This window comes from Flagellimonas allohymeniacidonis, from assembly GCF_004296335.1.
GTDB lineage: Bacteria > Bacteroidota > Bacteroidia > Flavobacteriales > Flavobacteriaceae > Flagellimonas > Flagellimonas allohymeniacidonis.
In genome coordinates this window covers 679,058-704,783 of the sequence record NZ_SGIU01000002.1, presented here as the reverse complement: position 1 = coordinate 704,783, position 25,726 = coordinate 679,058, and the positions used below count along the sequence as shown (strand labels likewise).

Genomic DNA, 25,726 nt, shown 5'->3' with positions numbered 1-25,726 from the left:
CCTACTTTAAACCTCCAATGCGGCAAACCATTTGTATTATTGATGATGATTTGGTGTCCCAGTTTGCGACTAGGTATTGTATTCAACAATATCAAGATGATTTTGAAATCATCACCTGTACGAGCGCTGAGGAAGGGTTGGTCGTATGTTCTGAATTGTTGGAAAGCCAAAAAAGGTTGCCTGATATCATCTTCTTGGACCTCATAATGGAAGAAATGGATGGTTGGGCCTTTGTGGATAACCTAAATCACCTAGCCAAAAAGCATAATTTCCCTAAGATTTACGTGCTTTCTGCCTTTGTAAATGCGAAAGACCGGGCCATTGCCAAAGAACACAAACTGATTTCCGGCTATTTTGATAAGCCGTTATCTAGAAACGCCTTGGAAAAGATATTTGTGAAAAACGGGAACAGCGTTTGAAAGTAGCCCCGGCAAGAATCCAACCTTTTCCTTAAACTCCTTTATTTAAAGCTCATTAAGGAGCTTCTTCTATTTTTTTAAGTAATGCTTCTTGTGCCTGTTTTGCTTCTGAATTGCCCAATAAACTGAAACCTTGATTTTCAGCACTTCCAAAAATGACGCGCAGACTTTGCATCCCATCATTCTAGATGATTATGGACTTGAATAAGTGTCTTAAAAAGACACGTAATTAGGATATACCAGGTGATCGTCCTTTTATAAAATGTTTTTTGAAATGTGTCTATTCTATGTAGTCCTTAAGAATTTCAGATGATGAAGATTGTCTTAAGCGTTCCAGAGCTGTGAATTTGATTTGTCTTGTCCTTTCTTTTGTAATATCTAAATTACTCCCAATTTCATCCAGACTCAAAGAATCAATTACACCAATGCCGAAGTACATTTTGATCACATAAGCTTCACGAGATGGGAGAATATTCAGTATCTCTTCGATATCAGATTCCAACGAGTCCTTGAAAAGTTTTTTTTCTGGGTTGCTGGAAGCATCAGATGGTATGATATCGTACATATTTAGCGTACCGTCACCAACATTAAATGATTCATCCATTGATCTGGGCCAGGACGAATGCTTTAAACAAAATTGAATTTCCGACAATGAAGAATCGATTAACTCTGATATTTCTTCCGCAATAGGTGCTCTTTGATGTACTTGTTCGAAATGGGAAGAAATTTTACTGATTTTATTGATCACATTAATCTTGTTCAGGGGCAATCTGACCATCCTTGACTTTTCGGTCAGTGCCTGTACTATTCCCTGGCGGATCCACCATACCGCATAGGAGATGAACTTGAACCCTCGGGTCTCATCAAATTTGGTTGCCGCCCTGACCAGTCCAAGGTTACCTTCATTAATCAAATCGTGTAGGTTTAGACCTCTAAATTGGTATTGTTTCGCAACGGATACGACAAACCTTAAGTTGGCCGAGACCAATCTTTCCAAAGCTTCAGCGTCTCCTTGACGGACACGAACCGCCAAATCGACCTCTTCATCAAGGGATACCATGGGAATTCGGCCAATATCGCTAAGATATTTGGTGAGAGATGGACTATCCCTATTTGTAATTTGCTTTGATATTGCAAGGGGTCTCATTGTATTCCTATTTTATCGGGATTTAGTTTTTACATATATCAGGTTTCCGCTGCCTTTTGGATTTTTTCTGGATTCAATTTCCATTTGATCTAAGGATTTGACCAGAGGCGTCAGTTTACGAAATCCGTAGTTCCTTGGATCAAAATTGGGCTGCTTCTTTTGTATCAACTTCCCCACTTCACCCAAGAATGCCCAACCTTCCTCATCCTCCACGTCAGAAATAGTGGAAAGTATAAGCTCAATGGCTTTTGGGGTTAAAGTATCGACTTTGCCTTTATCACTTTTCTTAGGGGTACTGGATTTCCCGACTTGGTTTTTTTGCAGAATCTCAAGGTATATGAACTTGTCGCAAGAAACGATAAAAGGGTCGGGGGTCTTTTTCTCTCCTATGCCAAAAACGGTCATGCCTGCCTCTCTTAGCCGTATGGCCAATCGGGTAAAATCACTGTCACTGGAGACCAACGAAAAGCCATTTACCTTACCGGAATACAGTATGTCCATCGCATCTATGATCATCGCACTGTCGGTTGCATTCTTGCCCGTGGTATATCCGTATTGTTGGACCGGTGTAATCGCATTTTTCAGGAGAACATCCTTCCATTTCACCAAACTTGGTTTTGTCCAATCCCCATAGATTCTCTTAATAGTCGGATTTCCATATTTGGCAATCTCCTCCAACATCTCCTTGACATATTTGGAGGGAATATTGTCGCCGTCTATTAAAACCGCAAGGTTTAGATCTTTATCCATAAAATTATTCCTCTTGGTTTTTCAAGTACTGGTTTCGATAGACTGCTTTGGCCAGACCATCCCTTTTTCGCTTGGATTTTTTGGTAAACTCCTGGTTGTCCCTGATATGTTTCAACTGTTGGGTTTTCCGCACTTTGTTCCTATACCTTTTCAGAGCTCTTTCAATGTTCTCATCAGAAACTCTTTTGATTATCAGCATATCTTCTCTCGTTTATCGTCATCAATAGATCAAGCTATTTTAAAAGGGCCATGTTTTCGAGATTCTTCCCGGAACGCCCGGGAAATAGACTTTCCATGAAAACCCAAGTTTTGGCCTTTGGTCTTTACGGCGTTTGAAATTGAAAATATTGGTACAAGCAGAAAATAACTAAGAAGCGGTCCTAGGAAATTGAATACAGGTAATGAAGAGGACTATCTTTTTTATTTAAGGATTGGAACAATAGTTGTCCATGATCCATGATATTTGTAAAGGAAAGGATTTAAATCGGAACCAAAATATTTTATCCTCTTTATTTTTTTCAGGAACATTTCTAATATGGTTTTAGGGCAATCGGTCTTTCTATTATGTAAGTTATTTTAGGGTGCCGGCTTCTGCGTAAGAACTTAAAACGCTAATTTTCAACATTTAACACGCTATTTGGAAATACTACTCAAACTAGTCGTACCTTTACCGTGTTAAAAATCAGAAAGCCCAGATTCATTTAGTCTTACCCAATTCTCGATTTATTTTCAGCTCTCTTCTTTTTAAGGTAATTATTAAATAACATTCTAAGCCCAACGTTCAGGGTGTTGAAGCTTGCCGTCATGATGTACTAATATTAAGTGGTACCAGGACAGTATAATCGTTCAACATATCATAAACATGTTGCGCTTGCTAGTATCCTTTAAATCACATGTGGAAAAAAGATCAAACCACAATTGACGGCATCAATAGGCCAAAATTCTCAAAAAGAACAAACTCTGATTTCTCTAAAACAGTAAGAAAAAGGGTAAACCAATATTTCAAAACAAACAATATCAGCAAGCATGCGAACAAAAGCATGGTCGGTAAGACCATTCTGATGTTAACAGTGTTCTTTGTCCCCCTTGTTTTTATCAATATTGGCGCCATTGCGTCTCCATGGCTGCTTTTTGGCCTATATATATCCAGTGGAATTGGTATGGCCGGAATTGGCATGGGTATCATGCACGATGCCATTCATGGTTCGTACTCCAAAAATCAAAAAGTGAACAAATACCTTGGTTATACCATGAACCTCATAGGTGCGAACGCCACGGTTTGGAAAATCCAACACAATGTACTGCACCATACCTATACAAATATAGAAGGAGCAGATGATGATATAAATGCCCCTTTTTTCCTTAGGTTTTCTCCAAATGCAAAGAAAAATGCGCTTCATAGATTCCAACATTGGTATGTGTGGTTCTTTTATGGCTTATCTACCATTTCATGGGTCACGGCCAAGGACTTTGTTCGACTTGAACGCTACAGGAAGATGGGATATCTGAACAAAAAGAATGAATTCAGGGATGAGGTTATGAAGATAATTGGTTGGAAGTTGCTTTACTACTCGTATGCCCTGATCATACCTTTGCTAATGGTACCCTTGGCCCCGTGGATTATTATCTTGGCCTTCCTGAGCATGCACTTTGTCACTGGACTGCTCATCAGTAGTATATTTCAGGTGGCACACATTATGCCTGATTTGGAGTTTCCCCTACCTGATAAAGACGGAGTGGTCGAAGGCGATTGGTTTGCGCACCAATTGGCCACCACCACCAATTTTGCGCCCAGAAGCAGATTTTTTTCCTGGTTGATCGGGGGGCTTAACTATCAAATAGAACATCATCTACTTCCCAACATCTGTCACGTACACTATAAAAAAATATCAAATATCGTGGCGGAAACCGCCAGGGAATATGGGATGCCCTATAATACAAAACGAACATTCGTTAGTGCCATTAGAGACCATGCTAGCATTTTGCGCAAATTGGGAAAGCTGCAGACTATCGTGGTGCGGCAATAACTAAATTTTAAGACAAAAAATAAGATGAATATTATAAAACAAGTATTGAACAAAATAGTAAATAATAAATATAAAGTAATGAAAGAAGGAACAGTAAAATTTTTCAATAGTGCCAAAGGATTTGGTTTTATCAAACCCACAGATTCCGATGAGGATGTCTTCGTGCACCAAAGCGGCCTAATCGATGAGATTCGTGAAAATGACAATGTCAAGTTCACCGTGGAAAAAGGCCAAAAGGGAATGAACGCGGTAAATGTGGAATTGGTTTAAAAAATCTCATACTTCCGTATCAGTAAAAATGCCATCTCTAAAAGATGGCATTTTACGTCTTATTTATTGTCTTCTTTGTCAATGCCCAAATCATACTTCTCTTATTGAAGACAAGTATTCCAAAATAAACCAGACATCTTAAAGACAGAAAATTACTTGAACTTCACCCCCACCAATTTAACTTCCCATTAAGGGACATAAAAATTACTATGCGAATATTATTCTTTATATTTTTGACCACATTGGCCATTTTCCCTCCCCAAGGAACAAGTCAAATAAAAAAGGTAGAAGGGATTTTTCTTGGGCGTGTTGAGGATGGGTATTCATTTTGTGGCAAAACAACAATGGGTATGGAGGAAATAGTTGTTTTCGATGAGATTCTGTCGGTTATACTTGAAAAGTATCCACTACATGAGGATAAACACATTGGGGGAAATTTCATCATCTCGTTTATCGAGAATGAGCGAGTTTGGGAAGATGGTGGCGAGGAAACATCAACGGTAATACGCTTACAAAAGCTTATGCCGGGGCAACATCTTCAAGAGTGATGTTTCAAAATTGGGGCATCAACTTTTCCACCATAGATCCTAAATTTCACGAATTTCCCAATCTCACCAAAAAATAGAAAGAAAAAATCCTTAGGGTTTAAATGACATGTGGTTTGGGATGGTTGCCGACAAAATCTCTAGTCCAATAAAGGATTGAATTCCAAGAATAACTTCTTCCTTTTGGTTTTATCTCATCTTTCAAAAGAATAAAAAAAGCATTACCGTAATGGAAGCTGAAAGGAAAAAAGTGGTCGAGCTAAACGTACCGGCCAACCAATTGTGTGCAAGTTTGCCAAAAATATTCATGGGAGGGTCGGCATAGTAATTGTATTGATATTTTTCAATCATTCGATATCTGTAGAGCCCTCGGATACCGCCTAATATTAAGTGGACGAAGAATAATACCACAATTATGGATTCTGTATGAAAATCCAAGGATATTCTCATATTATTTGTTCTTAATTGCATCTCCTATGCCAATAAAAGGAATTGCGCCTGCACCCGTAACCTCAGGTAGAATCCCGTTCCATTTTTCTATGGCCTTAAGGTTTGCTTCTATCTTTCTTAGCTCTATAAGATCAGGTGAAATGTTCATTTTTTGTAACCGTAGTGCTTCGGCCTCGGCTGTTGCCGCAGCAATGGTCTGTTCGGCTTCGACCCTAATCCGGTCCAGGTCCCTTTTTGCCTTCAGTGCGTTTTGCTCGGCGGTCTGTTTTGCTTCAATGGCATCTGTAAAGGTTTGGGAAAAGCTAAATGAGATAATCGAAAAAGCATCGACCGATATGTTCGAAGCGAGCAATCTTGAAGTAAGGGCTTCCTGCATCTCGGTACTCACAGCTGGTCTTTTTGTGATCAATTCCTCTGCAGTGTATCGGGCTGACACAGCTTTCATGACTTCTTGAATGGCGGGGTCAATAATACGCTCCTTGAATTCCACACCAATAGTTTGATAAACCAAATTTGCTTTATCGGGTATGATGTGATAATTAAGAGCTACTGATAAATCCACATCTTGCAAGTCAGAGGATGAAGAAGCAGCATCGGTCATCGCTTTTTGAATTTTTACGTCCATTAAGATGACGGTCTGCACAATTGGTATTTTGAAATGGATTCCTTCATTTAACACGTTGTCCTGTACGGCACCAAAATTCTGGACAACTCCTCGCTCACCTGCACCGACTTGAACCCATGGTTTAAATGCAAACAGTAACACCACCAATGTGGCAATAATGATTAGATTTCTCCCTCGCCCTTTTTTCAATACGTTTTTCAGCTCACCCATAGGGTCATTATCCATAGTAATCAAGTTTAATTATAAAGATAGGATTTCCGATTCCCTTATACCTTGCACTAATGCAAGCCAATCTTATATAAATCACATATTATCATGTAGAGTAAGGGGCTATATATATGTCCGATTAGTTAAAAGTTTGTCGAAACTAAGTTGTGGGCCCATAAATTGCATATTCCTTTTCTTTTTCAATGGCCCAAACAACATTGCCATAATCAAAATGCCAATATTCCTTCAAATCACACACAAAATCTTCGTCTTCAAATAGACCAATCAACAAGGCCCTATTTTTTTTGGCTTTAGCACTAATATCTGGATGGTAGGGATAACATTTTTTTGAAAGGTCGATTTCCAAACCATTGTTGGTTCCAAAATCCATCACACCATCTTCAAGTCTGTCATAAATCAAGGCATCTACTGCTCCACCTGTCGCATGCATGGACATGGTCGGGGGAGCGATAAAATAGCTTAATATTTCTTTGATTTCACCGATTGATTTTTTGGGATTTTTTTTCTGGTAGTATGCAAATTTGGAATCCCATAAAAGCTTTTGATGTTCGGAGGATCTCCAGGCAGAACGAACAATCAAAATTTTATTTTGCCTATCCAATTGTTTGCTGATTCGGCCAATTTTTTCAATTAAATCCTCCCTGATTAAATATTGATAATCTTCCAAAATAGAAGGTTCAAAAATCAAATTAAAATTAGTGTCCATCAAACTCATTAGCGGTGAATGATTTTCTCGAATCCAAATGGTGGGGGCTAAAAGTTTATGCTGAAGGTCTTTTGTCTCGACCGCATTACAATATGCTTTCACATTCATATTGATTGATTGTGTTTTTTGCAATGCAGGGGGTGTTAAACACTCTTAACAATGCGCTATAATTCAGGTCGAACGCTACGGTATCCCCAACTTTTAGACTTGTTTTGCCATTGTCTATCAACAAGTGATCACTGCTAGCACCAAGCACAGTTATTTTTTGTTTTGGAGTGATTCCTGAAACCATGACATCCTGCGTTCCAATCGCAAGAACCGCCCTATTCATCAAGCCTTTGTTCTTAAACCTGGGGATATCGCCATTCGCATTTTGATATACTTCTCCATAGGGTTGTGATGGTTTTCGTTTTGCTTCGATAACCTCTGCCAGTAAAGTAAAGATATCGGTAAAAAGTCCTGGTATCGGTCTTCTACAAAGGGCTTCCCTACCTAAAAAAATAGATTCTCCCAATCGTAAGCTGTTTATTCTACCCGTATTTTTTGAAGATGTAAACCAGTTATAATTCGCAGAGTTTCCACCGGACACCATAGCCAGCGTGATTTTGAATTTTTCTTCCAAACGGATTGCTATTGAAGACAACTCGTTCATTTTGTCCGCATCAGGACTTATTCCGCCAAAGCATGCAAGATTTGTTCCAATGCCTATCAAGGCCAGGCCATCCAAGTTGAGCACCTCCTTTACAATTGCATTCATTTCAGATGGCATGATTCCTTCACGCAGGTCCCCAAGTTCCACCATCAGGACAACTTTGTGTATCATATGGTTTCTTAAGGCATATTCCGAAAGTTTTTTTAGAACTGCCAATTCAGAATTTAGACTTATGTGCGCATGAATTACTACCTCTTCCACTTGGCTGAGCGCAGGTGTTCTGAGCAATAGGTATTGCGCCCTAATACCCGCTTTTCGCATTTTTATAATATTCGAAATTCTAGAGTCTGCAAGAATTTCAATACCATTTTTGACCAAGATGTCGGCAATTATTGGATTGCCTGCGATTACCTTGGTCACCCCTATTATATTAATGTCTTGAGAGCCATACAGTTTTTTCAACCGTCGGGTGTTGTGGGCAATCTTTCCTAAATCAATATCGATTCTGGGAAGATTCAAACCAACACCGACTCTCTTTTTAACTCTGGAAATGTTTTGATCAACTCCTTTACCAGTTTATCGCACCCATGTAGTAGGGCATCTGTAACGGGTAGATTAAATTCTGATTCATACTGACCTATCATATGATTCACTTCAACATGAGTCATGTTTTCATGGTTAATGGTTATTGCTATGACCGTTGATTTGGAGAATATCTCTATCATTTCAATCTCGTCTACCAAGTCCAACATTGGAATTTTGGGATAGTCACAATAACTTTTTCGTTTGGGAGGATGTTGTATAATAATCGCATCTGGCATTGCCCCGCGTAGAATGGCACTTGAAGAGGTAAATGCAGGGTGGCTTAGAGCGCCCTGGCCTTCCACAACAATGATGTCTGGTTGTTCTTGCTCATAAGCATTTAAGATAGCGTTTTCAACTTCTCCAGTGGCAAACCCCGATGTTAATACATCTATGGCCACTCCGTATTTGGAGCCTTGGAGCAAGCCTGTCTGACCAGTGGTCACAAAGACAGCGTTCAGACCTTCATTCCGTAATGCTTCCACTAATAGCAATGCTGTAGTTCTTTTGCCCACCGCACAATCAGTGCCCATAACAGTAATTATCGGAACCTTTACCTCTTGAATACGTCCTGAAAAATTATGGAGGTTTTCACGTTTTGGAGGTTTTCTAACATCCAGTATAGTTACTCCATAATTACGGGCCATACGGGCAAATTGAGAATTCTCGCTAAAAAACTCAGGAAGACCGTTAACTATATTCATTCCACGCTTCATAGCACTAAAAATAATTTCCCTTTGTTCATCACTTAAGAAGGAAGCAAGTGGGGCGATACCGTAGATAAAATATTCAGGTATAGCTTTTAATTCTTCTAAGGCCAATGCGATACTTTCGAAAATGGGAATTGAATTTTTTACACCATCAAGATATTCTCCCGCATCCTGACCAGCCTTAGAACTATCAATGACACCAACGATATCATAGGTCTCCGATTGCCGAATAAGTCCATTGGCCACTTTACCGTCTATACGGCCAAATTCATTTTCACAATAAACCAAAGCTTTAGCTTTCATTAGTTCTTATAGTAAGTTGTCCAAATCAACAGTGATAACTTCACATAGTTTTAATTCCCGTCATAGTATAGATCCGTTCATTAACTACAACTCCGTTCTGGAGGGAACGAAAATCGATTCTATGACGATACAATTGTTAAATACGCATAACGGAGAGCTTATACTTGGCACATGTCGCGTTTCGTACTTTAGCCCATTTTACCATTGTGTCAATTCCCAATCATACGTTCTTTCCCCATAATTAGTCCTTAATGGTAGTACAAATCATCTTGAACTTATGATTTGCTTCGATAGAACTAAAAGTGTAAGCAGGAACAATAATGGAATCTCCCATTTGCATGAAAGTGGAATTCTTGTTGATTACCATTTCAGCTTTACCCTCAATTATGTGAATGAAGCGAGAGTAAGGAGATTTTTCAAAAGATTGTACCTTGCCAAAATCAAATACAAACGCCTGTATGACACAATTGTTCTGAACCATTATGTTTTTAACTACTATGGCATTGGAACTGTATTCCAATACATCTACCAGATTAAACGTTTTTAATTCTTCAAATTCACCTGGTTCCATAGTCAAGTCTGTAACTTATTGCTTCATTCCGCTCTTCTTTTAGCATCCTTTTTTGCCCTTTTGGCGGCCTTTTTCTCTTTAGGCGTTCTAGAGGGCGCTGTTTTTCCTGATTTTTGTTTTCCTTCTTTTTCTCTCGACATAGTTCTATTTTTTTCTGATTTATTGTAGGCAAATAGCGATTACCAACATTGCTATCAAAAGGATAAAACAGATAGCGCATTTTCTCATGGCGTTTGTTTTGTCATTGTAGCTTGCTATAAAAACCTGCTTCGCAGAAACAATGGTCATTGAATTAACAGCCCTTTTGCCTTTTGACGAAAAAAGAGCAGTATTTTTTAATTACTGCTCTTCTTTTGGCTTTTAGATAGTCTAAAAGCGCTTATCAATAAACAAAATTAAATTCTCTTTCTCCTAGTATCGCGCCGGTCATTTTAATGACCGTGAGAAACCTCATTTTTTGATTCTGATCAAATAGGGTTTTAGGTTTTTCTGTAATTCATTCTCCCTTACATTTTCTGGGTTTCCACTTTCAAATATTGTTAGGAGAGCATCCCTCATTTTTTTTAGAATGCTTTGAACCAAATAGTTCTTTTCAACTAAGTGCATAGAATTGATATTTTGAATAAATAATAAAAATCTTAACAGACTATAAAGATCAGACAGAACAGCTGGATTTTTACTATATAAATAGTTGTAAACCTTACATATATCACAGGTTCTCCAAATTTTGCTGTCTTTTTTTCTTCATTTTTTTGAAATAGGAAGGTGTAAGACCCGTCACCTTTTTAAATTGATTTGACAAGTGGGATGGACTGCTATAATGAAGCCTATGTGAAATCTCGGTCAGATTGAGCTCATCATATAGCAACAACTCTTTTACCTTTTCAATCTTATGATTGATGATATATTGTTGTATGGTGATTCCTTTCACTTCGGAAAATGTGTTCGACAAGTAGGTGTAGTCATATCCCAGTTTTTCGCTTAAATAACCAGAATAATTGGTCTTTGGAATTTCTTTCGTATGATGAATCATTTCTATGATGGCCGTCTTTATCCGCTCGATTAAGATGTTTTTGGTATCATCAAGGAGCTCGAGTCCCGACTTAAGAAGATTTTGCCCAAACAAGGTTCGCTTTTCTGGCGTAATATCCCCGTTAATTTGGACCATTCCAAGATCTAAAGCCGTATAATCCAGGTCTAACTTTTGTAATTCCTGGCTCACCAATATTTTGCAGCGCTGACTTACCATATATTTAATGTATAATTTCATGTTTTCGATTAAATCCTTCGGTAGGCCAGCAACTAAGAGTTCATAAAAAAAGAACCTTATTTCCAAAATCCTGAAAAATTGAAATTGTCCTTTTTAAAGATAGTCAATATATGGTGCTTTGCTGTTTGAAGGGAATGGGTAAAGGAAAATTAAGATCATTATGATGGATATCTTGAAAAAAGTTCTTCGTAGAAATGGGCTATTTATACGGAACCCCTTTAAAACTAGTTGGTTTAAAATAACATCCCAATAAAATAATAGCCCTAAAACTGCCATGTTGAAATTCTTGAATGGCTCTGATGTCATCCCAATAACAAACTCGTTTTAATAAAGGAACGATTTTTAGGACTTTTCCAATTTTTCTCTTAGCACTCTCATGTCATCGCACACTTTTTTTCTAGTAATTTGGCGTACATCCAAAATAAGATGGAAAAGGTGGAAGAAGTGAGCATAAAATTCGTCTTTAAATTAAACTTAGTTTGAGACGAAAGTCAAATCATCTACAGGCCGTTCATTTAACAGCGTGAAAGCGAACAGCTTAAAAATACGAAAACGCTTAGTAGAAAATGTTGACGATTTGTGAACTCAAATGAATGGTTTCAAACAAGATTATCTGAAACCAAAAAATCGTAAATCAAAACAAATCAACTATTTTTTACTCTTGAGGTTTCTTTAAAAGTTAAAAAGTAGCCCCGGCGAGAATTGAACTCGCGTTTATAATACTTTTTCCAGCCCTAGAATAAGGCAATCAGCTTTTTTTCTGGAGCGAGCAAATCTACCAAAACTATACATACGCAAACAGAAAGTTTAAAATCACAACATTTGTAAGAATTATCCTAATAATTACTAATACTCTGCGTTCTTTGACCATAACTTTAAGACTTGGTATGCTCATGAAAGCAAATACTAAACTAATAATTACGGTCCTTTTTTCGATGGCACTGGTATTAAATTCCTGTTCTGTAGAGGATGGTATTGACGGGGCCATTGGTCCCCAAGGTGCGCAAGGGCCTGAAGGTGAACAAGGGCCTGCTGGCCCACAAGGAGAACAGGGCGAACAAGGCGCAGATGGTAATATGAACTTAATTTCAGGAGAATGGATACATGAGGTTAGTATCGGAGAAGAACTTTTTGTTCTTGACGAAGAGCTTCCTCTATATGAATTTGATTGGGAAGTTCCTGAGCTCACCGCGGATATTGTCGATGGAGGCATGGTTCTGGTCTACGCCCAAATCAGACTGTATTCTAATTTTGATCTTCCAACAGTACCTACTTTTGACCAGGTGATGCAACTTCCCCAACAGGTTGTATACGATATAAGTGGAATTGAAGGCGAACCTGTTGAAGGTGACTTCTCCCAAAAGGATATCTGGACCTACTCTTTTTTGGAAGGTGGAATTAAAATTAGCTTTTATTCCGAAATCTTACTGTTGGCCGGGGATGATGGTGACAAGAGTGTTTCCGTTGCGAAATCTGAAGATAGTGATGTAAGCCTCAGGTATGTTTTGGTACCCCCTTCGACCATGGGAAAAAAAGAAATGGAAAACCTAAGGAAAATGACCTACGAAGAGGTGCTCGCTTATTTGGGGATCCAATAGGTTTTTAAAATCCTTCAAGAATGCTTTAACATAAGAAATTGCATTGTTTAGGATAGGTGGCGGACAGGGTAAAAAGTTGTCAGCCATTTATATGTATAAATGAATCTTTTAAAAGTAGCCCCGGCAAGAATCGAACCTGTCTGCCGACAGGCAGGCTTGCATCTAAAGTTTAGGAAACCTACCTGCCGAAGTGGCCTCACCAGGACTCGAACCTGGATCTAAAGTTTAGGAAACTTCTATTCTATCCCTTGAACTATGAGGCCTAATTTCTTTGGTAAGCAGGCAGGCTTCTATTCTATCCATTGAACTACGGGCCATAGAAGGAGAGCAAAAATAATATTTTTTACTGCACGCCGAAACATGTATTTCCAATTCTTGATTACCTTAGCAAAAACACTTTTTCCGTGGAAAAGAAAGTTAGACAAGTTTTTGTCCAGGGAGCTATTCAACCCGATTTTATAGCGAACTCGATTGCAAAACACCAATCAAAGACGCAAATAGGTGCCCATGATATTTTTTTGGGACAGGTACGGGCCGATACCATCGATGGAAAAACGGTTGGTGCCATTGAATATACGGCCTATGAAGAGATGGCCAACTTGAAATTCCATGAGATTAAAGAACAGACCTTCGAAAAATTTGACATCACATGCATGCACATCTACCATAGTCTGGGGCGTGTGAATGTTGGGGAAATATGCCTTTTTGTTTTTGTTTCCTCCCCACACCGCAAAACTGCCTTTGATGCGCTTCAATTTGTGGTGGAGGCTATAAAGGCCGAAGTACCCGTTTTCGGAAAAGAGCTTTTCGAGGATGATTCCTACCAGTGGAAAGTAAATACATGATATCATGGTAGATATTACCCAAAAACAATCCACTCTTAGAACCGCGGTGGCCCAAGCTATCGTTCGGGTGAGCTCGGAGGAGACGATTCGAGCCATTGAACAGGGCAAAGTTCCTAAGGGCGATGTTTTTTCAATGAGCCGTGCAGCTGGGTTTCTTGGCGTAAAGAAAACCGCAGATTTGCTTCCCGATTGTCACCCGTTGCCTGTAGAGCATTGTGCCATCGATTTTACGGTTCAAGGCTTGGAGATTCAAATAAAAGTACTGGTCAAGACTTTCTACAAAACAGGTGTTGAGGTAGAGGCCATGCATGGCGCCAGTATTGTTGCACTGAACATGTATGACATGCTGAAACCTATCGACAAGGGTGTTGAAATTCATACCATAAAACTCTTGAAAAAGACAGGAGGGAAATCGGATATTTTAAGGGAGTAAGTTTTTACAAATAAATTTACCAAGCAAAAGCTTTTTGTCATAATTTTAAGTTGGTTTGATGATAGGCTTTCACAATGGATAACCTCAAGCGTGTTATTGTCGACTACAAGAAACTGACCCCTGAAGTACTCAAACTTTTGGTGGATAGGTACCCTGACGGATATGGTGATGATGATGTGATAAGCTTCAAAAATATTAATGGAGAGTCTATAGATGCTGTAGAAGTCAGTACGGATGATACCAAATATCTAGTCAAAATAAGTTCAAAACTCGAAAGGAGCATGGCTAATTTTGATGAGTCCGAAGATGGAGTTCTCAGTACCGACGACTTGGAACAAATACCGGATTCTGAGTTTTCGACCGCAGAAGAGGAATAAATTTCCTTATTGTGATTACCCCTTTTTTAAATTTTCCAGCATGGAGGAAGTCGTTTTATCCAAATCAAACTCTGGGGACCAATTCCAATCTTGGCGGGCGAGGGAATCGTCAATGCTTTTTGGCCAGGTATCTGCAATTTGTTGCCTAAAATCGGGTTTGTAGGAGATTTCAAATTCAGGAATATGTTTCTGAATACTTTTGGCGAGTTCTTCGGGACAAAAACTCATACTCCCTAAGTTATAGGAAGATCTTGTGCCAAGTTTTTCGCTAGGGCTTTCCATAAGTGATATGGTAGCTTTTACGGCATCATCCATGAACATCATGGGCAATTTTGTATTCTTTTCCAAAAAACAGGTATATCTCCCAGATTCAATGGCGGCATGGTAAATTTCAACCGCATAATCAGTGGTGCCTCCTCCAGGCATGGTCTTCCAGCTGATCAGCCCTGGATATCGGACACTTCGTACATCGACCCCAAACTTTTTAAAATAATATTCGCACCAACGTTCCCCAGCCTGTTTGCTTATTCCATACACGGTGCTTGGCTCCATCACCGTATTTTGTGGCGTGTTTTCTTTGGGGGTGTTTGGCCCGAATACAGCAATACTCGATGGCCAAAATATCTTTCCGATTTTGCCTTCTTTCGCAAGGTTCAGCACATTGAACAAAGAGTTCATGTTCAGGTTCCAGGCCCTCATTGGAAATTTTTCCGCAGTGGCACTCAACATGGCGGCCATTAGGTACACCTCTTCAATCTCATAATGCATGATAACATCTTCAATGGCCTCATAATTCGTAGCATCCAAAAGCTCAAAAGGGCCTGCTTGCATAAGGTTTTCGCCGCCTTCTCGAATATCACTTGCAATGACGTTTTCTCCACCAAATTTGGATCTGAGTTCAAAGGTGAGTTCCGTACCTATTTGCCCACAGGCACCAAGAATTAGAATGGGTTTTTGCATCAAAAAAAGAAGTTAATTGCATTCGGGCGTAAAGATAGCCTTTCTTAAAATTTGTACATTCGCTTATGCAAAAATTGACATGCCTGATTTTCGCTTTGGCTCTTTTTGTGGGGTGCAAGGATAAGAAGCAAACCACTGTTGAAAACACTTCCGACACAGTGTATTTTGAGTATCAAAAGATGCCAAAAAAGTTGGAAATCAACCCAGAAGTGGCAGCTATTTTGGAAGAGTGGGAAGAATTCAAGGCGTTCTCCAACAGCCTTGATGTGTTATATCGGGCAACCAACAACGAAGATTTGAGCCTGGCCATCGACGACCTTTTGGAAAAAGAAAAGGAGTGGGGCAAAGGAACCTATCCGGAAATATTTGATACATTTCAAGTGAAGAGCAGGCAACGGGTCCTAAGAACCTGTATGCTCAAGGTGAAGGCCAGTATCATCAACAAAACGGATACCACCCAACCGACTATTGAAATGATTGAAGCTTTCAATATTATAAGAAAACAATTTAATATAATCATGAACAGTCAACTGGACACTAAATTGATATTGGATGCGGAATAAAATATGTTTTTTTATTTTGGTTTTAGGCTGGTCAGCTGTTCAGGCACAGTCACCCGAACTGGACGAAATTAATACTGTTCTTGATGCCTGGCACAAAGCAGCTGCTGAGGCTGATTTCGACAGTTATTTCTCAAAAATGACCGATAAGGGGGTCTTTTTGGGCACGGATGCTACCGAAAATTGGCAAAATGACGCCTTTCGTGAATTTTCCAAACCTTATTTTGACCGAGGAAAAGCTTGGAGTTTCAGTGCCGTGGAAAGGAATGTGTACTTGAATGATGAAAGTGACTTTGCCTGGTTCGACGAACTTTTGGACACCCAAATGAAACTGTGCAGAGGTTCAGGGGTATTACAAAAAGTAGATGGCGTGTGGAGAATAGCCCATTATGTTCTTTCCATAGCTGTACCCAATGAGAACGTAGCCGAATTGGTGCAACTTAAAAAGGAAAAGGACAGTTTGCTGCTGCTTCAGTTGAAACAATAAAACCGAAAGAATTAATCCTGGCCTTCTGGTTTTTCTTTTCTTGATTGAAGCGCCTGTTTACTCAAACTGGCCAAGTTGAAATTGGGATCAATTTTAAGTGCCTCATCAATGGATGCAATGGCCCCATCAATATTTTTCTTGTCAATGTTATAAGCCACCAAACCTTCTAGATGATAAAAGGCCGCCTTCAAGGGAACTTGATAGGGTTGTTGCCTTTCATAAAAGGCATACTTCATGTCATCTTGTGAGTTGGCTATACCATAATCAATATGAACACTGGCCCCTTCATTGTCCCCAACCTGAATTTTTAGATCTGCCAGTTCATAAGCCAGGTAGGCCGAGGGTTTTCGAGAAAACAATACCTCAAAATGTTCCAATGCTCTTTTGGGCTGGCTCAGTGCTTTAAGTGAAACTGCCTTTACTTGAACGGCCAAATCCGAGTCTGCTTCATTTTTCTCAATGCCTATGGTATTCAGCGCCTGTAAGTGCTGATTGTTGTTCATGTAAACAAAAGCCAAAGTATCCTTTCGTTGTTGGGAAGGCGATAGCACGTTTAGGTGGGTCAATGCGTTGATAACACCGCTGACATCACCCTGTAGTCGCATTTCCTTATAAAATTCGCGATAGTGATCTACAAGTTCATTTGTGGATTGGCTGGCAGCATTTAAGCTAACGAAAGCGACCAACAGCAAGGTAATCTTTTTCATGTGTCCCGAGATTAGTGGGCCAAAACTAAAAAAATTCTTGGTACAATGCTGTTAAAGAAAGCTATAAGAAGCAAAGATTATTTATGAGGAACATACCCTTTTTAAAGAGCAAAAAGTGCGACGTCCCGATCCGTGTACCTCCGAAGCAAGCTCGCATAGAATGCAAGACTTTTGACATCGTTGGACAGGCATGACTTTAAAAATGAATCCAGCTTTTTGTAAAATAAATTGACCGGTACTGTGGAGACCACGGTATTAATGGTCATCGGGTTATACTCTTGGTCATCTAAAACCACATCCATTTTTATCCGATGTCTGTTATAATCAATTTCCACATCGGCTGCGTTGTAATGTTTTCTAAGTATAGACTTATGCAAGTCTTGAAATCTTGAGGTTATGTTTTCGCTTGTACTACTTTTTGTAATCAAATTCTCCATCTCCATCAAGATTTTCGTCGTCAATCTTGAATTTCCCATGAAATTAGCAACTTTATCCATTGTAAAGATAACGTTGAAGCTTGTAACATGTTTAAAATCAAGATTTTAATTAACTTAATTTTATCTTAATTGTTGTGAAACTGCTCTGGAGAGTGGTCAATTAAGACATGATTGAGGTGTGGAATTCATGGGATTTACCAAGAAAACTCTTACTTTCTATCACTTTGCCCTCTTTTTCTTTGGTGCCAGGTGCATACTGGGGCGGATTTAACCCTCTTTTTCTAGCTTCTTGGGTATAATATTCCTCTTTTGAGGGATGGAGAGGATATACCCCGTTAAAGATTTCTCCCCAATAGTTGTTTTTCAGGATTGTACGAATCATTAAGATGCAATCGTCTAAATGGATGAGATTGACGGGATCGCTTCCGTTGGAAAGATTGGTTTTTTTTGACAACATGGTAATAGGATGCCTATTTGGGCCTATTAAGCCTCCAAACCTAATGACCGTGGTCAATAAATTTGAATCATTGGTGAACAATGATTCAGAAGCCAAAAGCTGATTACCAGATTCGGTTATGGGCCTAGGTTGGGTCTTTTCGGTCACAGTTCCGTTAACATTTCCATAAACGGAGGTACTGCTTACAAAAATGATTCTGGTAACCCCACTTTTTTTGATTTGCGCGTGTAATCGGGTCATTTTCTCCAAATAACTTTCCGAATTGCCACTACGAAGCTTTGGAGGAACATTGATGATTAGCACATGAATCTGGGAAAGAAGTTCCTGAACCTTCCCTTCGATACGATCAGGTTTTAATACGAGATGGTAAGGTATGATACCGGCATTTTGAAGTACGGGCAATTTTTCTGGGGAAGTGGAGCTGCCGTGCACCTCATATTTGTGCTTCACCAAGTTTTTGGCCAAAGGGAGTCCCAACCATCCACATCCAATTACCCCGATCTTTCTAATCAAACTTCAAAGTTTTGACCACCAAAATGGCATCGTTCAAGACAAAGGGCATGGGAATACTACTTTCTGGCCTTTTAGGAACGGTGAACAGGCTATTTGACAAAAGGTCGTTGCTGGCTTCATAAAAAGTGAGTTCCAAAGTGGAATCCTTTGGAAAGCTGAGCTCCAACTCCGTGTATTCGTTGTTGCTCACGTAATGGGTGATCAACCGCTCCCTCCTGTTTTCTAGGAAATACTCGGAAAGCGCTATGCGGTTCACTTTGGCGGAATTCAACTTTATGGGGTTGGTGTAAATGTCTACACGATTGATAGCTCTTTTAGGTGTCAGACAAATTTCCAAAATACGCTCGTTTCCAATCACGGTATCATTGACGGTATCTATTTGCGGAAGTGGAATTTCCTTTTTTTGTGCCTCCTTTACATAGGTGAACTCGCTTCGGTACTTGCTGGGAATCATTTTATATTCATCAGTTTGGGGAACGCGTTTTTCGGAGCCCAAAAACTGACCGTTCCAATCCACAAGCACATGGTCGTAAGTTGCCCAAATAGCACTGTTGTTATCACTGTCATATACATAAAGCAAACTGCTTGGTTTGGGCCGCTCTTCACTAAAATCGGATTGAATGTGTCCGGAAATACTGAATACGATAAAAAGAAAAAGCGCCAAATATGCGAAGCGGTCCTTGTTTTTTAGCTGGCTGATAAATGGAAGAACGAGGAAAAAAAGGAGTGTTGTAAATACGGTTGCTGCAATCAACATCTTAAGCCCCAATCCCACAGGAAACATTTTAATAAAAGGAGCGTAGATAAAAATGGCGGGCAAGGCCAAGAATACTAAAAGAAAAGGACTGGCGTCTTCTTGATTGATGGTGACCCAAAGGGCTGCCAATAATCCAAAAAGAGGAATGACAAAAAAGCTGGCACCCTTTAAATACATAGCTACAGCGCCACATATCAATAACCAAAGCAAAGTGGGAACCACTAAAAGATTTTGCGTGCTTACTTTTCTAAATTTGTGGTAGGTCCAAAAACATATGGCAATCGAAAGCAGTGTGTATATAAGAATATAGGTGTGCCCGTTATAAGTGAAGCCATGGAGCATATCCTTAAATCCGGGATACCACCACGTAATGGCGGTCCAGCTGAAATAGCCCAATAAGCCAGTAAGAATCAAAGTAATCAGGGCAGGAACAGCCCCTTTTAGAATTTCAACCCCGTTTAGTTTTTTCTTCTTAATTCCGAAAAGAAGCAGACCTAAGAAAACCAGGCCAGCGAGAATTAACATGGGCATGATCCATTCATACGGATATGAAATCAAACCAAAAAAAGGTAGGTTTACATAGACCAAATCGCTGAGGCTCTTCAAATTTTCCAAATCAGCATCGCTAAAATGACTCAAAAGCGGCATAAGATAGGAGCCTTGATGCGCTAAAGTTTTTTTATCGAGGCGTTCATAAGAATCCAAAGCCGTGTGGTAATCGAAATGATCATCGATAAAGGCAAAGTTAAAGCCTTCAATATCGCCATCTTCCCGAAAAACGGTTAGATCGGTATCGTTGGGCAACATTTTGTAAATGCTGTAAGCGAGCGAATTGGCGACAGGATACTTTGGACTGGCCTTTTTAAATTCTTCGATCAACGTAGCGTTGCCCCGATTGGTCTCAATCAGCATATAGCTCGGACCTCCGCTTCCTCTTGCCTCAAAGTTCAAAACAAGCCCAATATCTTTGGCCCAGGGATGGTTTTTTACAAAAAGGTCAGCTCCGTTCAGCCCCAATTCCTCGGCATCGGTAATCAAAATGATAATGTCATTTTTTGGGGTCTTGTTGGCCTCTAAAAAAGCGCGTATACCTTCCAGTATTGTGGCCACGCCGCTTCCAGCATCGCTTGCGCCAAACGAAGAGTGGGGGGAACTATCATAATGGGACATGAGCACCAAGGCTTTTCCGGGTTCCGTGCCCTTTATTCGAGCCAAAATATTGGTTGCTTTGCTTAGGTTGCCCCAATCCCCGGTGGTATAACCCTCTTGGGTAGTAGTTTCAAGGCCAAGTTTTTTAAGTTCAGAAATAATATAACCCCTGGCTCTTTGGTGCCCTGGAAAGCCTACCCCATGGGGTTCATTTGAAAGATTTTTCACATGTATCAGGGCACGATCTGTGGAAAATTCGTTTGCATCACTATTGGCATCGGGCTGGTAGGTCGGCATCAGGGACTTGAAGCTCCAATACACGGCCAGAAGAAGAAGCAAAAGGGCTAACGATTTGGAAAATTTCATATTGAGTTACGTTGGTCCCTAAATTTATGAAATTATGAATCGATGTGGTATTTAGCCTTGGAAAATTAAAATAACTCGAGGAATTTTCTTATATTCCTTATTCAACCTTAATATCAACTATATGGCTATCAAGAGTTTCCAAGGGGTTAGATCGAAGGAGTCTTCAAAGAAAAAGTACAATGCCCCCATACTTGTTGAAGATTATATGACCAAGAAGTTGATTACGTTTTCTCCAGAACAATCCATTTTGGCGGTTATGGAGGCATTTGCCAAACATCATATTTCCGGTGGTCCTGTGATGGATAAAAATGGCTTTTTGGTAGGGATTATTTCCGAGGCGGATTGCATGAAGCAGATTTCTGAAAGTAGATATTTCAATCAACCCATACTCGATAAAAGTGTGGAGCGCTACATGACGAAAAATGTGGAAACCATTCCGCACGACATGAGCATTTTTGATGCTGCGGGTGTTTTTGATAAGCACAATAGACGTAGGCTGCCCGTGATGAAAAATGACATTCTCGTAGGCCAAATTAGCCGAAAAGACATTGTTGTTGCAGCTTTGAAACTAAGTGCGCAAAACTGGAAATGATTAGAAATCACTCCCGTTTTACTATCATGTAACGGTCATTGTCCAAAGGCAAATAACCCAGATCATAAAGGAAGTAGTAAGTACTTCCTTTTTTTGTGGTATATAAGTTAGTGATATAGTCAAAATCGAACCCTTTGTCCATCAATCTCATTTTTGTAGTGGTGGTTTTCCCATCTTTTAGTGGGAAACTGCCCAATATGCGATAATTCTTTCTGAGTTTGTTGTTGATGTTTCGAAGCAAGTTCTTGCTGTCTTTGTTCAAACGATTATTATAGCTATTCCTGCAATGGTCTGAACAAAACTTTTTATCGATTCGACCAACCAGCGCATCACCGCACTCCAAACAATTTCTCTCGGACATGACTAAGACTTAGGTAACTACAATATCGTATTTTTTCAGTAAACCAATCAGGTTGTCCTTGCTGAACTTGGCTCCCTTCATTCGGTTTTCTTCAGGATTGATGTCAAAATTAAAACTGCTGCTGAAGTTTACTTTTTCGAGATTGGTGTTGGAAAAAATTGCCTTCTCCAAATCACAATTCCTAAATACTGCCGAAGTCAGATAACAATCTGTAAAATCAGTTTCCTTTAAAATACAGTCCACCAACTTTGTCTCTGACAGTGATAGTTCAAAAAAGGAAGCAAAGCTTAGATTACAAGTGTCAAAATTTACCGAAAACAACATTTTGTCACAATCCTCGAAGTGTAACCCTATGAGTTTGGAATCCTTGAAGAAACAATCCTTAAAAACAGCGTGCTTTATGTTGGCATTGGTGAGGTCACATTCGATAAACTCACAATCCATAAAATTTTGGTTGTCCAAATACCCCTCTGAAAACCTGCAATTTTGAAACACACAGTTTTCATACTCCGCTTTGGGTAAAGGGTTTTGAGTATAATCATTTCCTTTATAAGTCTCATCGCAAATGAAGGGTCTCTGCATTAATTTTCTCTCTATTCTTTTAGTATTATGGCCGGTAGATTCAGTGATTCATAAAGTGCATTGTATTTGGCCATTTCGGTTTCTACGATGGCCTTCTTTTCGGTTTCAAAAGTGCGCCATTTGGTCAGCAGGTCCCGTAGACGTTCCTTAGCCCCTTCAGTTACTTTGGGTTCTGCTGTATCCACAAATCCTTTGAGATGCATGAAATCAGCATTCAACTGGTTATGGAAGTTGATGACATCTTGAAATGTTTTCTGATTAGGCTGGATAAGATTCTCCTCCCAGACCTTAATTCGTTTTACTAGCGAATCTCCAATTTGTAAAAGTTCCGCTGCATTTTCATTTTCTTTTAGCAGCTTATCATACCCCTTAAGCTGCGCTTTGGCAGAGCGCATTTGGTTGACCGCTTCGTGCATGGAATGAATGGCATTTTCAATTTGGTTCAATACCTGTTGCTGATCTGCATAATCTGAGTTTGTTGCCCTGATCTTTGGATTGGCCAGAACGGTGGCATTGGTTTCCACAGTTTCATTTTCCAAAGTTAGGCGAAGGGTGTAAGTGCCTGGGGCCACACGCGACCCATTGTAATTTCCAAAAACGAAGACCTTGTCAATAGATGGGATAGGATCTTTCCTCAAATTCCAGTTGAAACGGTTATACCCTTTTTTTGAAGGCAATACAACCGGTTTGGGCGGTCCACCGGGCCAAGACTTAAAGTCTTCAGGTTTTTTGTTGGTCAAGGTTCGGATGATTTTGCCATTTTGAAGGACCTCGAGCTTTAGGTCAAGAGAATCGGAATCTTTGGGAAGGTAGTAATCAAAAATCACCCCCGATTTTGGATTTTGCCCCAACCCTGGAACAGGCTTTTCTGGGCTACTGCCGAAAATGCGATAGGTATTCTTTGGTTCGAACAAAGTAAGTGTTGTTTCGTTGCCAGAAGTATTTTGAAGGGTGGATAAATCATCCAAAATCCAGAAAGATCGCCCAGCCGTTGCGGCAACCAAATCATTGTCCTGAATAATGAGATCGTTAATGGGAACTACAGGAAGATTCAGTTGAAATTGCTGCCAATTCAGACCATCATCGAAGGAAAGGTACAGGCCTGTCTCTGTTCCGGCATATAAAAGCCCTTTTCGCTTTTTGTCCTCTCGCACCACACGGACAAAGGTGTGCTTATCTTCAAAGCCGTTCGTGATTTTGGTCCAGGTTTGCCCATAGTTTGTAGTCTTAAAAATGTAAGGGTTTAAATCCATAAACTTGTACCGCATTACAGCAATGTACGCAGTGGCAGGGTCGTGCGGAGAGACTTCAATACTGTTGATGATGCCTTCGCCAAGGTTGGGAGGGGTGATATTTTCCCAGTTGTTTCCACCGTTTTTGGTAATATGTACCAACCCATCATCGGTTCCTGCGTAGAGGACTCCCTGTTCATGCGAAGATTCCACTAAATACATAATGGTATTATAGTTTTCCCCGCCAGCTGCCTCGTTTGTGTAAGGACCACCGCCTGGGCCTTGTTTTTCCACTTCATTTCTGGTCAAATCCGGACTGACAACTTCCCAGTTATGGCCACCATCTTGTGTCTTAAAAACTACATTTCCGGCGTGGTAAATGGTATTGCGATCATATGGAGAGCTGATAATGGGCGCGTTCCAATTGTATCGGTATTTGAAATCCTTTGGAACTTTGCCAAGACCCAATTCGGGGTATTCCTTGATTGGTTTTCCTTCGTTGGATGCTTTGACCCATTTTTCAATGATACCTTGGTAACATCCTCCGTAAACTACTTCGGGATTATCAGGGTCAAAAGCCAAATAGGCACTTTCACAGCCGGCTACGGAGTACCAATCCTTCCAATCAATTCCATTATCGTTGGTACGGCTTGCAATGGCAATCGCAGAATTATCTTGTTGGCCTCCATAAACATTATAGGGAACCAAATTGTCCGTGATTACTCTGTAAAATTGGGAGGTGGCCTGATTTTTCTGGGTACTCCAGCTTTTCCCTCCATTGTTGGAGACATTGGCGCCACCATCATTGGAGTTGATCATTTTTGAATTGTCGTGGGGATGTATCCATAAATGATGGTTATCTCCGTGGGGCGTGGGAAGCGGTTTGAAAGATTTACCACCGTCGATGGACTTCGTTACGGGTGCGTTCAAAACGTAAACAACATTTTCATTCTGTGGGTCGGCGAATATCTCCATGTAATACCACGAACGGGCAATATTGATGCGGTCGGAATTGATTTGTTTCCATTTTTTACCTGCGTCGTCACTTCGATATACACCACCTTCTTTGCCTTCCGCCTCGATAACAGCAAAGACAAGTTCAGGATTGGCTCGGGAAACCGAAATTCCGGCTTTTCCAAACTCCTTGGGGAGACCTTCTGTCATAGGTTTCCATGTCGTTCCTCCATCCATTGATTTGTAGAGGCCAGAACTAGGTCCGCCAGATTCCATTTTCCAGGCATAACGACGGTGTTGCCACATGGCGGCGTAAAGAATCAAGGGATTGTTCATATCCATTGAAAGGGAAGAGGCACCGGTAAGGTTGTCAACAAAAAGTACTTTCTCCCATGTAGAGCCTCCGTCCGTAGAACGATATACTCCACGGTCTTGGGTGGGCCCATATTGGGCACCTTGTGCAGCTACAAAAATGATATCCGGATTTTTTGGGTGGATAAGCACATCCGATATGTGACGGGTTTCATCCAATCCAACATGCTTCCAGGTCTTTCCCGCGTCAGTGGATTTGTAAACCCCATCACCCATTGAGGTCATGACCCCGCGTGCTGCGTGTTCGCCCATACCCGCTACAACAATGTTCGGATTGCTTTCCGATACGGTAATGGCACCGACCGTTCCTGTTTTCAATTGGCCATCAGAAATGTTTTTCCAGGTAATACCATCATCCACGGTTTTCCAAATACCACCACCAGTGGTTCCCATATAATAGGTCATTGGTTGACCTACCACTCCGGTGGATGCCACACTTCGTCCTCCTCGAAAGGGTCCGATGTTACGCCATTTTAAACCATGGAAAAGGGAGTCCTGTAATTCGGTTTGAGGTTCAGGTTGGTTTCTTTTTCTGCGCTGAGCGTCACCGGTTAAGGGAAATAGCAAGGCAAGAGCAAGAAGGAGTTGTATGAATTTCATAGTGGTTGAATTAGTCCCTAGAAAGATACAAAACCATGACCAATCTGTTAACGAAAAGATAAAAAGTCGAATTTATTTGGAACAACCATTCCAATATGATTATGTTTGTATCGGAATGAACGTTCCAAAATA

29 protein-coding genes and 1 tRNA gene are annotated in these 25,726 nt (G+C 40.2%); 11 read left to right on the top strand and 19 right to left on the bottom strand.

Features of this window, described 5'->3' with window-relative positions; all coding sequences use genetic code 11:
- The first annotated feature begins 17 nt into the window (after positions 1-17).
- A complete protein-coding gene (locus tag EW142_RS11525; RefSeq protein ID WP_130613990.1) occupies positions 18-419 on the top strand; it encodes a response regulator in 402 nt (133 codons plus the stop codon).
- 280 nt (positions 420-699) lie between these two features.
- Here EW142_RS11525 and EW142_RS11520 read toward each other — a convergent pair whose 3' ends face one another.
- From EW142_RS11520 to EW142_RS11510, 3 genes are read right to left on the bottom strand one after another with little or no spacing between them, the layout of a single operon-like run.
- Complete coding sequence (locus EW142_RS11520; protein WP_130613988.1) at positions 700-1,566, bottom strand: sigma-70 family RNA polymerase sigma factor; 867 nt, start codon at positions 1,564-1,566, stop codon at positions 700-702.
- 12 nt (positions 1,567-1,578) lie between these two features.
- Positions 1,579-2,316, bottom strand: a complete 738-nt coding sequence (locus tag EW142_RS11515) for an NYN domain-containing protein (RefSeq protein ID WP_130613986.1) — start codon at positions 2,314-2,316, stop codon at positions 1,579-1,581.
- Positions 2,317-2,320: 4 nt separating this feature from the next.
- On the bottom strand, positions 2,321-2,515 hold the full coding sequence (locus EW142_RS11510) for a small ribosomal subunit protein bS21 (RefSeq protein ID WP_130613984.1): 195 nt from the start codon (positions 2,513-2,515) through the stop codon (positions 2,321-2,323).
- Positions 2,516-3,209: 694 nt separating this feature from the next.
- Between EW142_RS11510 and EW142_RS11505 the strand changes: the two genes are divergently transcribed.
- From EW142_RS11505 to EW142_RS11495, 3 genes are all read left to right on the top strand, one after another.
- Entirely contained in the window at positions 3,210-4,343 is a 1,134-nt protein-coding gene (locus tag EW142_RS11505) for a fatty acid desaturase family protein (RefSeq protein WP_165395265.1), read from the top strand.
- Between the two features lie 78 nt (positions 4,344-4,421).
- A complete protein-coding gene (locus tag EW142_RS11500; protein ID WP_130613982.1) occupies positions 4,422-4,613 on the top strand; it encodes a cold-shock protein in 192 nt (63 codons plus the stop codon).
- A gap of 209 nt (positions 4,614-4,822) precedes the next feature.
- The gene (locus EW142_RS11495) at positions 4,823-5,161 is read left to right on the top strand and encodes a hypothetical protein (RefSeq protein WP_130613980.1); all 339 of its coding nucleotides are present in this window, start codon (positions 4,823-4,825) and stop codon (positions 5,159-5,161) included.
- Positions 5,162-5,359: 198 nt separating this feature from the next.
- Here EW142_RS11495 and EW142_RS11490 read toward each other — a convergent pair whose 3' ends face one another.
- The 7 genes from EW142_RS11490 to EW142_RS11460 form a co-directional block, all read right to left on the bottom strand.
- A complete protein-coding gene (locus tag EW142_RS11490; RefSeq protein ID WP_130613978.1) occupies positions 5,360-5,608 on the bottom strand; it encodes a hypothetical protein in 249 nt (82 codons plus the stop codon).
- A 1-nt stretch (position 5,609) separates the two neighbouring features.
- On the bottom strand, positions 5,610-6,458 hold the full coding sequence (locus EW142_RS11485; RefSeq protein ID WP_130613976.1) for a prohibitin family protein: 849 nt from the start codon (positions 6,456-6,458) through the stop codon (positions 5,610-5,612).
- A gap of 142 nt (positions 6,459-6,600) precedes the next feature.
- Entirely contained in the window at positions 6,601-7,275 is a 675-nt protein-coding gene (locus EW142_RS11480) for a M15 family metallopeptidase (protein ID WP_130613974.1), read from the bottom strand.
- A complete protein-coding gene (locus EW142_RS11475; RefSeq protein ID WP_130613972.1) occupies positions 7,253-8,338 on the bottom strand; it encodes an alanine/ornithine racemase family PLP-dependent enzyme in 1,086 nt (361 codons plus the stop codon). Before EW142_RS11475 ends, EW142_RS11480 begins: the two co-directional genes overlap by 23 nt.
- A complete protein-coding gene (locus tag EW142_RS11470) occupies positions 8,335-9,414 on the bottom strand; it encodes an N-acetyltransferase DgcN family protein (protein ID WP_130613971.1) in 1,080 nt (359 codons plus the stop codon). The genes EW142_RS11475 and EW142_RS11470 overlap by 4 nt, the downstream gene beginning before the upstream one ends.
- Positions 9,415-9,655: 241 nt before the next feature.
- The gene (locus EW142_RS11465; protein ID WP_130613969.1) at positions 9,656-9,985 is read right to left on the bottom strand and encodes a cupin domain-containing protein; all 330 of its coding nucleotides are present in this window, start codon (positions 9,983-9,985) and stop codon (positions 9,656-9,658) included.
- A 709-nt stretch (positions 9,986-10,694) separates the two neighbouring features.
- Positions 10,695-11,255: a helix-turn-helix domain-containing protein gene (locus EW142_RS11460; protein WP_130613967.1), complete on the bottom strand. Its 561-nt coding sequence runs from the start codon at positions 11,253-11,255 to the stop codon at positions 10,695-10,697.
- Positions 11,256-12,190: 935 nt separating this feature from the next.
- On the opposite strand from EW142_RS11460, the gene EW142_RS11455 reads away from it, so the two are divergent.
- Positions 12,191-12,853, top strand: coding sequence for a collagen-like protein (locus EW142_RS11455; RefSeq protein WP_130613965.1), 663 nt, complete (start codon positions 12,191-12,193; stop codon positions 12,851-12,853).
- Between the two features lie 191 nt (positions 12,854-13,044).
- Here EW142_RS11455 and EW142_RS11450 read toward each other — a convergent pair.
- A tRNA-Arg gene (locus EW142_RS11450) sits at positions 13,045-13,116 on the bottom strand.
- Between the two features lie 141 nt (positions 13,117-13,257).
- Between EW142_RS11450 and EW142_RS11445 the strand changes: the two genes are divergently transcribed.
- The 3 genes from EW142_RS11445 (at position 13,258) to EW142_RS11435 (ending at position 14,508) form a co-directional block, all read left to right on the top strand.
- Complete coding sequence (locus EW142_RS11445) at positions 13,258-13,698, top strand: molybdenum cofactor biosynthesis protein MoaE (protein ID WP_130613963.1); 441 nt, start codon at positions 13,258-13,260, stop codon at positions 13,696-13,698.
- Positions 13,699-13,702: 4 nt separating this feature from the next.
- A complete protein-coding gene (gene moaC / locus EW142_RS11440; RefSeq protein WP_130613962.1) occupies positions 13,703-14,131 on the top strand; it encodes a cyclic pyranopterin monophosphate synthase MoaC in 429 nt (142 codons plus the stop codon).
- A gap of 74 nt (positions 14,132-14,205) precedes the next feature.
- Positions 14,206-14,508 carry a hypothetical protein gene (locus EW142_RS11435; RefSeq protein ID WP_130613960.1) on the top strand — a complete coding sequence of 101 codons (303 nt, stop codon included), beginning with the start codon at positions 14,206-14,208 and terminating at the stop codon, positions 14,506-14,508.
- 15 nt (positions 14,509-14,523) lie between these two features.
- Here EW142_RS11435 and EW142_RS11430 read toward each other — a convergent pair whose 3' ends face one another.
- On the bottom strand, positions 14,524-15,468 hold the full coding sequence (locus EW142_RS11430; RefSeq protein ID WP_130613958.1) for an NAD-dependent epimerase/dehydratase family protein: 945 nt from the start codon (positions 15,466-15,468) through the stop codon (positions 14,524-14,526).
- Between the two features lie 65 nt (positions 15,469-15,533).
- Between EW142_RS11430 and EW142_RS11425 the strand changes: the two genes are divergently transcribed.
- Together EW142_RS11425 and EW142_RS11420 are read left to right on the top strand one after the other, a co-directional pair.
- The gene (locus EW142_RS11425; RefSeq protein WP_130613956.1) at positions 15,534-16,031 is read left to right on the top strand and encodes a hypothetical protein; all 498 of its coding nucleotides are present in this window, start codon (positions 15,534-15,536) and stop codon (positions 16,029-16,031) included.
- Positions 16,021-16,515 (top strand): nuclear transport factor 2 family protein, encoded by a 495-nt coding sequence (locus EW142_RS11420; protein ID WP_130613954.1) that lies wholly within the window; start codon positions 16,021-16,023, stop codon positions 16,513-16,515. Before EW142_RS11425 ends, EW142_RS11420 begins: the two co-directional genes overlap by 11 nt.
- A gap of 11 nt (positions 16,516-16,526) precedes the next feature.
- Here EW142_RS11420 and EW142_RS11415 read toward each other — a convergent pair whose 3' ends face one another.
- The 4 genes from EW142_RS11415 to EW142_RS11400 form a co-directional block, all read right to left on the bottom strand.
- A complete protein-coding gene (locus EW142_RS11415) occupies positions 16,527-17,222 on the bottom strand; it encodes a hypothetical protein (protein ID WP_130613952.1) in 696 nt (231 codons plus the stop codon).
- A 101-nt stretch (positions 17,223-17,323) separates the two neighbouring features.
- Positions 17,324-17,698, bottom strand: coding sequence for a hypothetical protein (locus tag EW142_RS11410; RefSeq protein WP_130613950.1), 375 nt, complete (start codon positions 17,696-17,698; stop codon positions 17,324-17,326).
- A gap of 121 nt (positions 17,699-17,819) precedes the next feature.
- Complete coding sequence (locus tag EW142_RS11405) at positions 17,820-18,629, bottom strand: SDR family oxidoreductase (RefSeq protein WP_130613948.1); 810 nt, start codon at positions 18,627-18,629, stop codon at positions 17,820-17,822.
- On the bottom strand, positions 18,622-20,901 hold the full coding sequence (locus tag EW142_RS11400; protein ID WP_130613946.1) for a M28 family peptidase: 2,280 nt from the start codon (positions 20,899-20,901) through the stop codon (positions 18,622-18,624). Before EW142_RS11400 ends, EW142_RS11405 begins: the two co-directional genes overlap by 8 nt.
- 121 nt (positions 20,902-21,022) lie before the next feature.
- Between EW142_RS11400 and EW142_RS11395 the strand changes: the two genes are divergently transcribed.
- Entirely contained in the window at positions 21,023-21,493 is a 471-nt protein-coding gene (locus tag EW142_RS11395; protein WP_130613944.1) for a CBS domain-containing protein, read from the top strand.
- Positions 21,494-21,500: 7 nt separating this feature from the next.
- Here the strand turns inward: EW142_RS11395 and EW142_RS11390 are convergent, their stop codons facing one another.
- Genes EW142_RS11390 through EW142_RS11380 form a run of 3 tightly spaced genes read right to left on the bottom strand, consistent with a single transcriptional unit; the run spans position 21,501 to position 25,594 of the window.
- The gene (locus EW142_RS11390) at positions 21,501-21,854 is read right to left on the bottom strand and encodes a hypothetical protein (RefSeq protein ID WP_130613942.1); all 354 of its coding nucleotides are present in this window, start codon (positions 21,852-21,854) and stop codon (positions 21,501-21,503) included.
- 9 nt (positions 21,855-21,863) lie between these two features.
- Positions 21,864-22,436, bottom strand: a complete 573-nt coding sequence (locus EW142_RS11385) for a pentapeptide repeat-containing protein (RefSeq protein ID WP_130613941.1) — start codon at positions 22,434-22,436, stop codon at positions 21,864-21,866.
- Positions 22,437-22,447: 11 nt separating this feature from the next.
- Positions 22,448-25,594, bottom strand: a complete 3,147-nt coding sequence (locus EW142_RS11380) for a VPS10 domain-containing protein (RefSeq protein WP_130613939.1) — start codon at positions 25,592-25,594, stop codon at positions 22,448-22,450.
- Positions 25,595-25,726 lie beyond the last annotated feature (132 nt).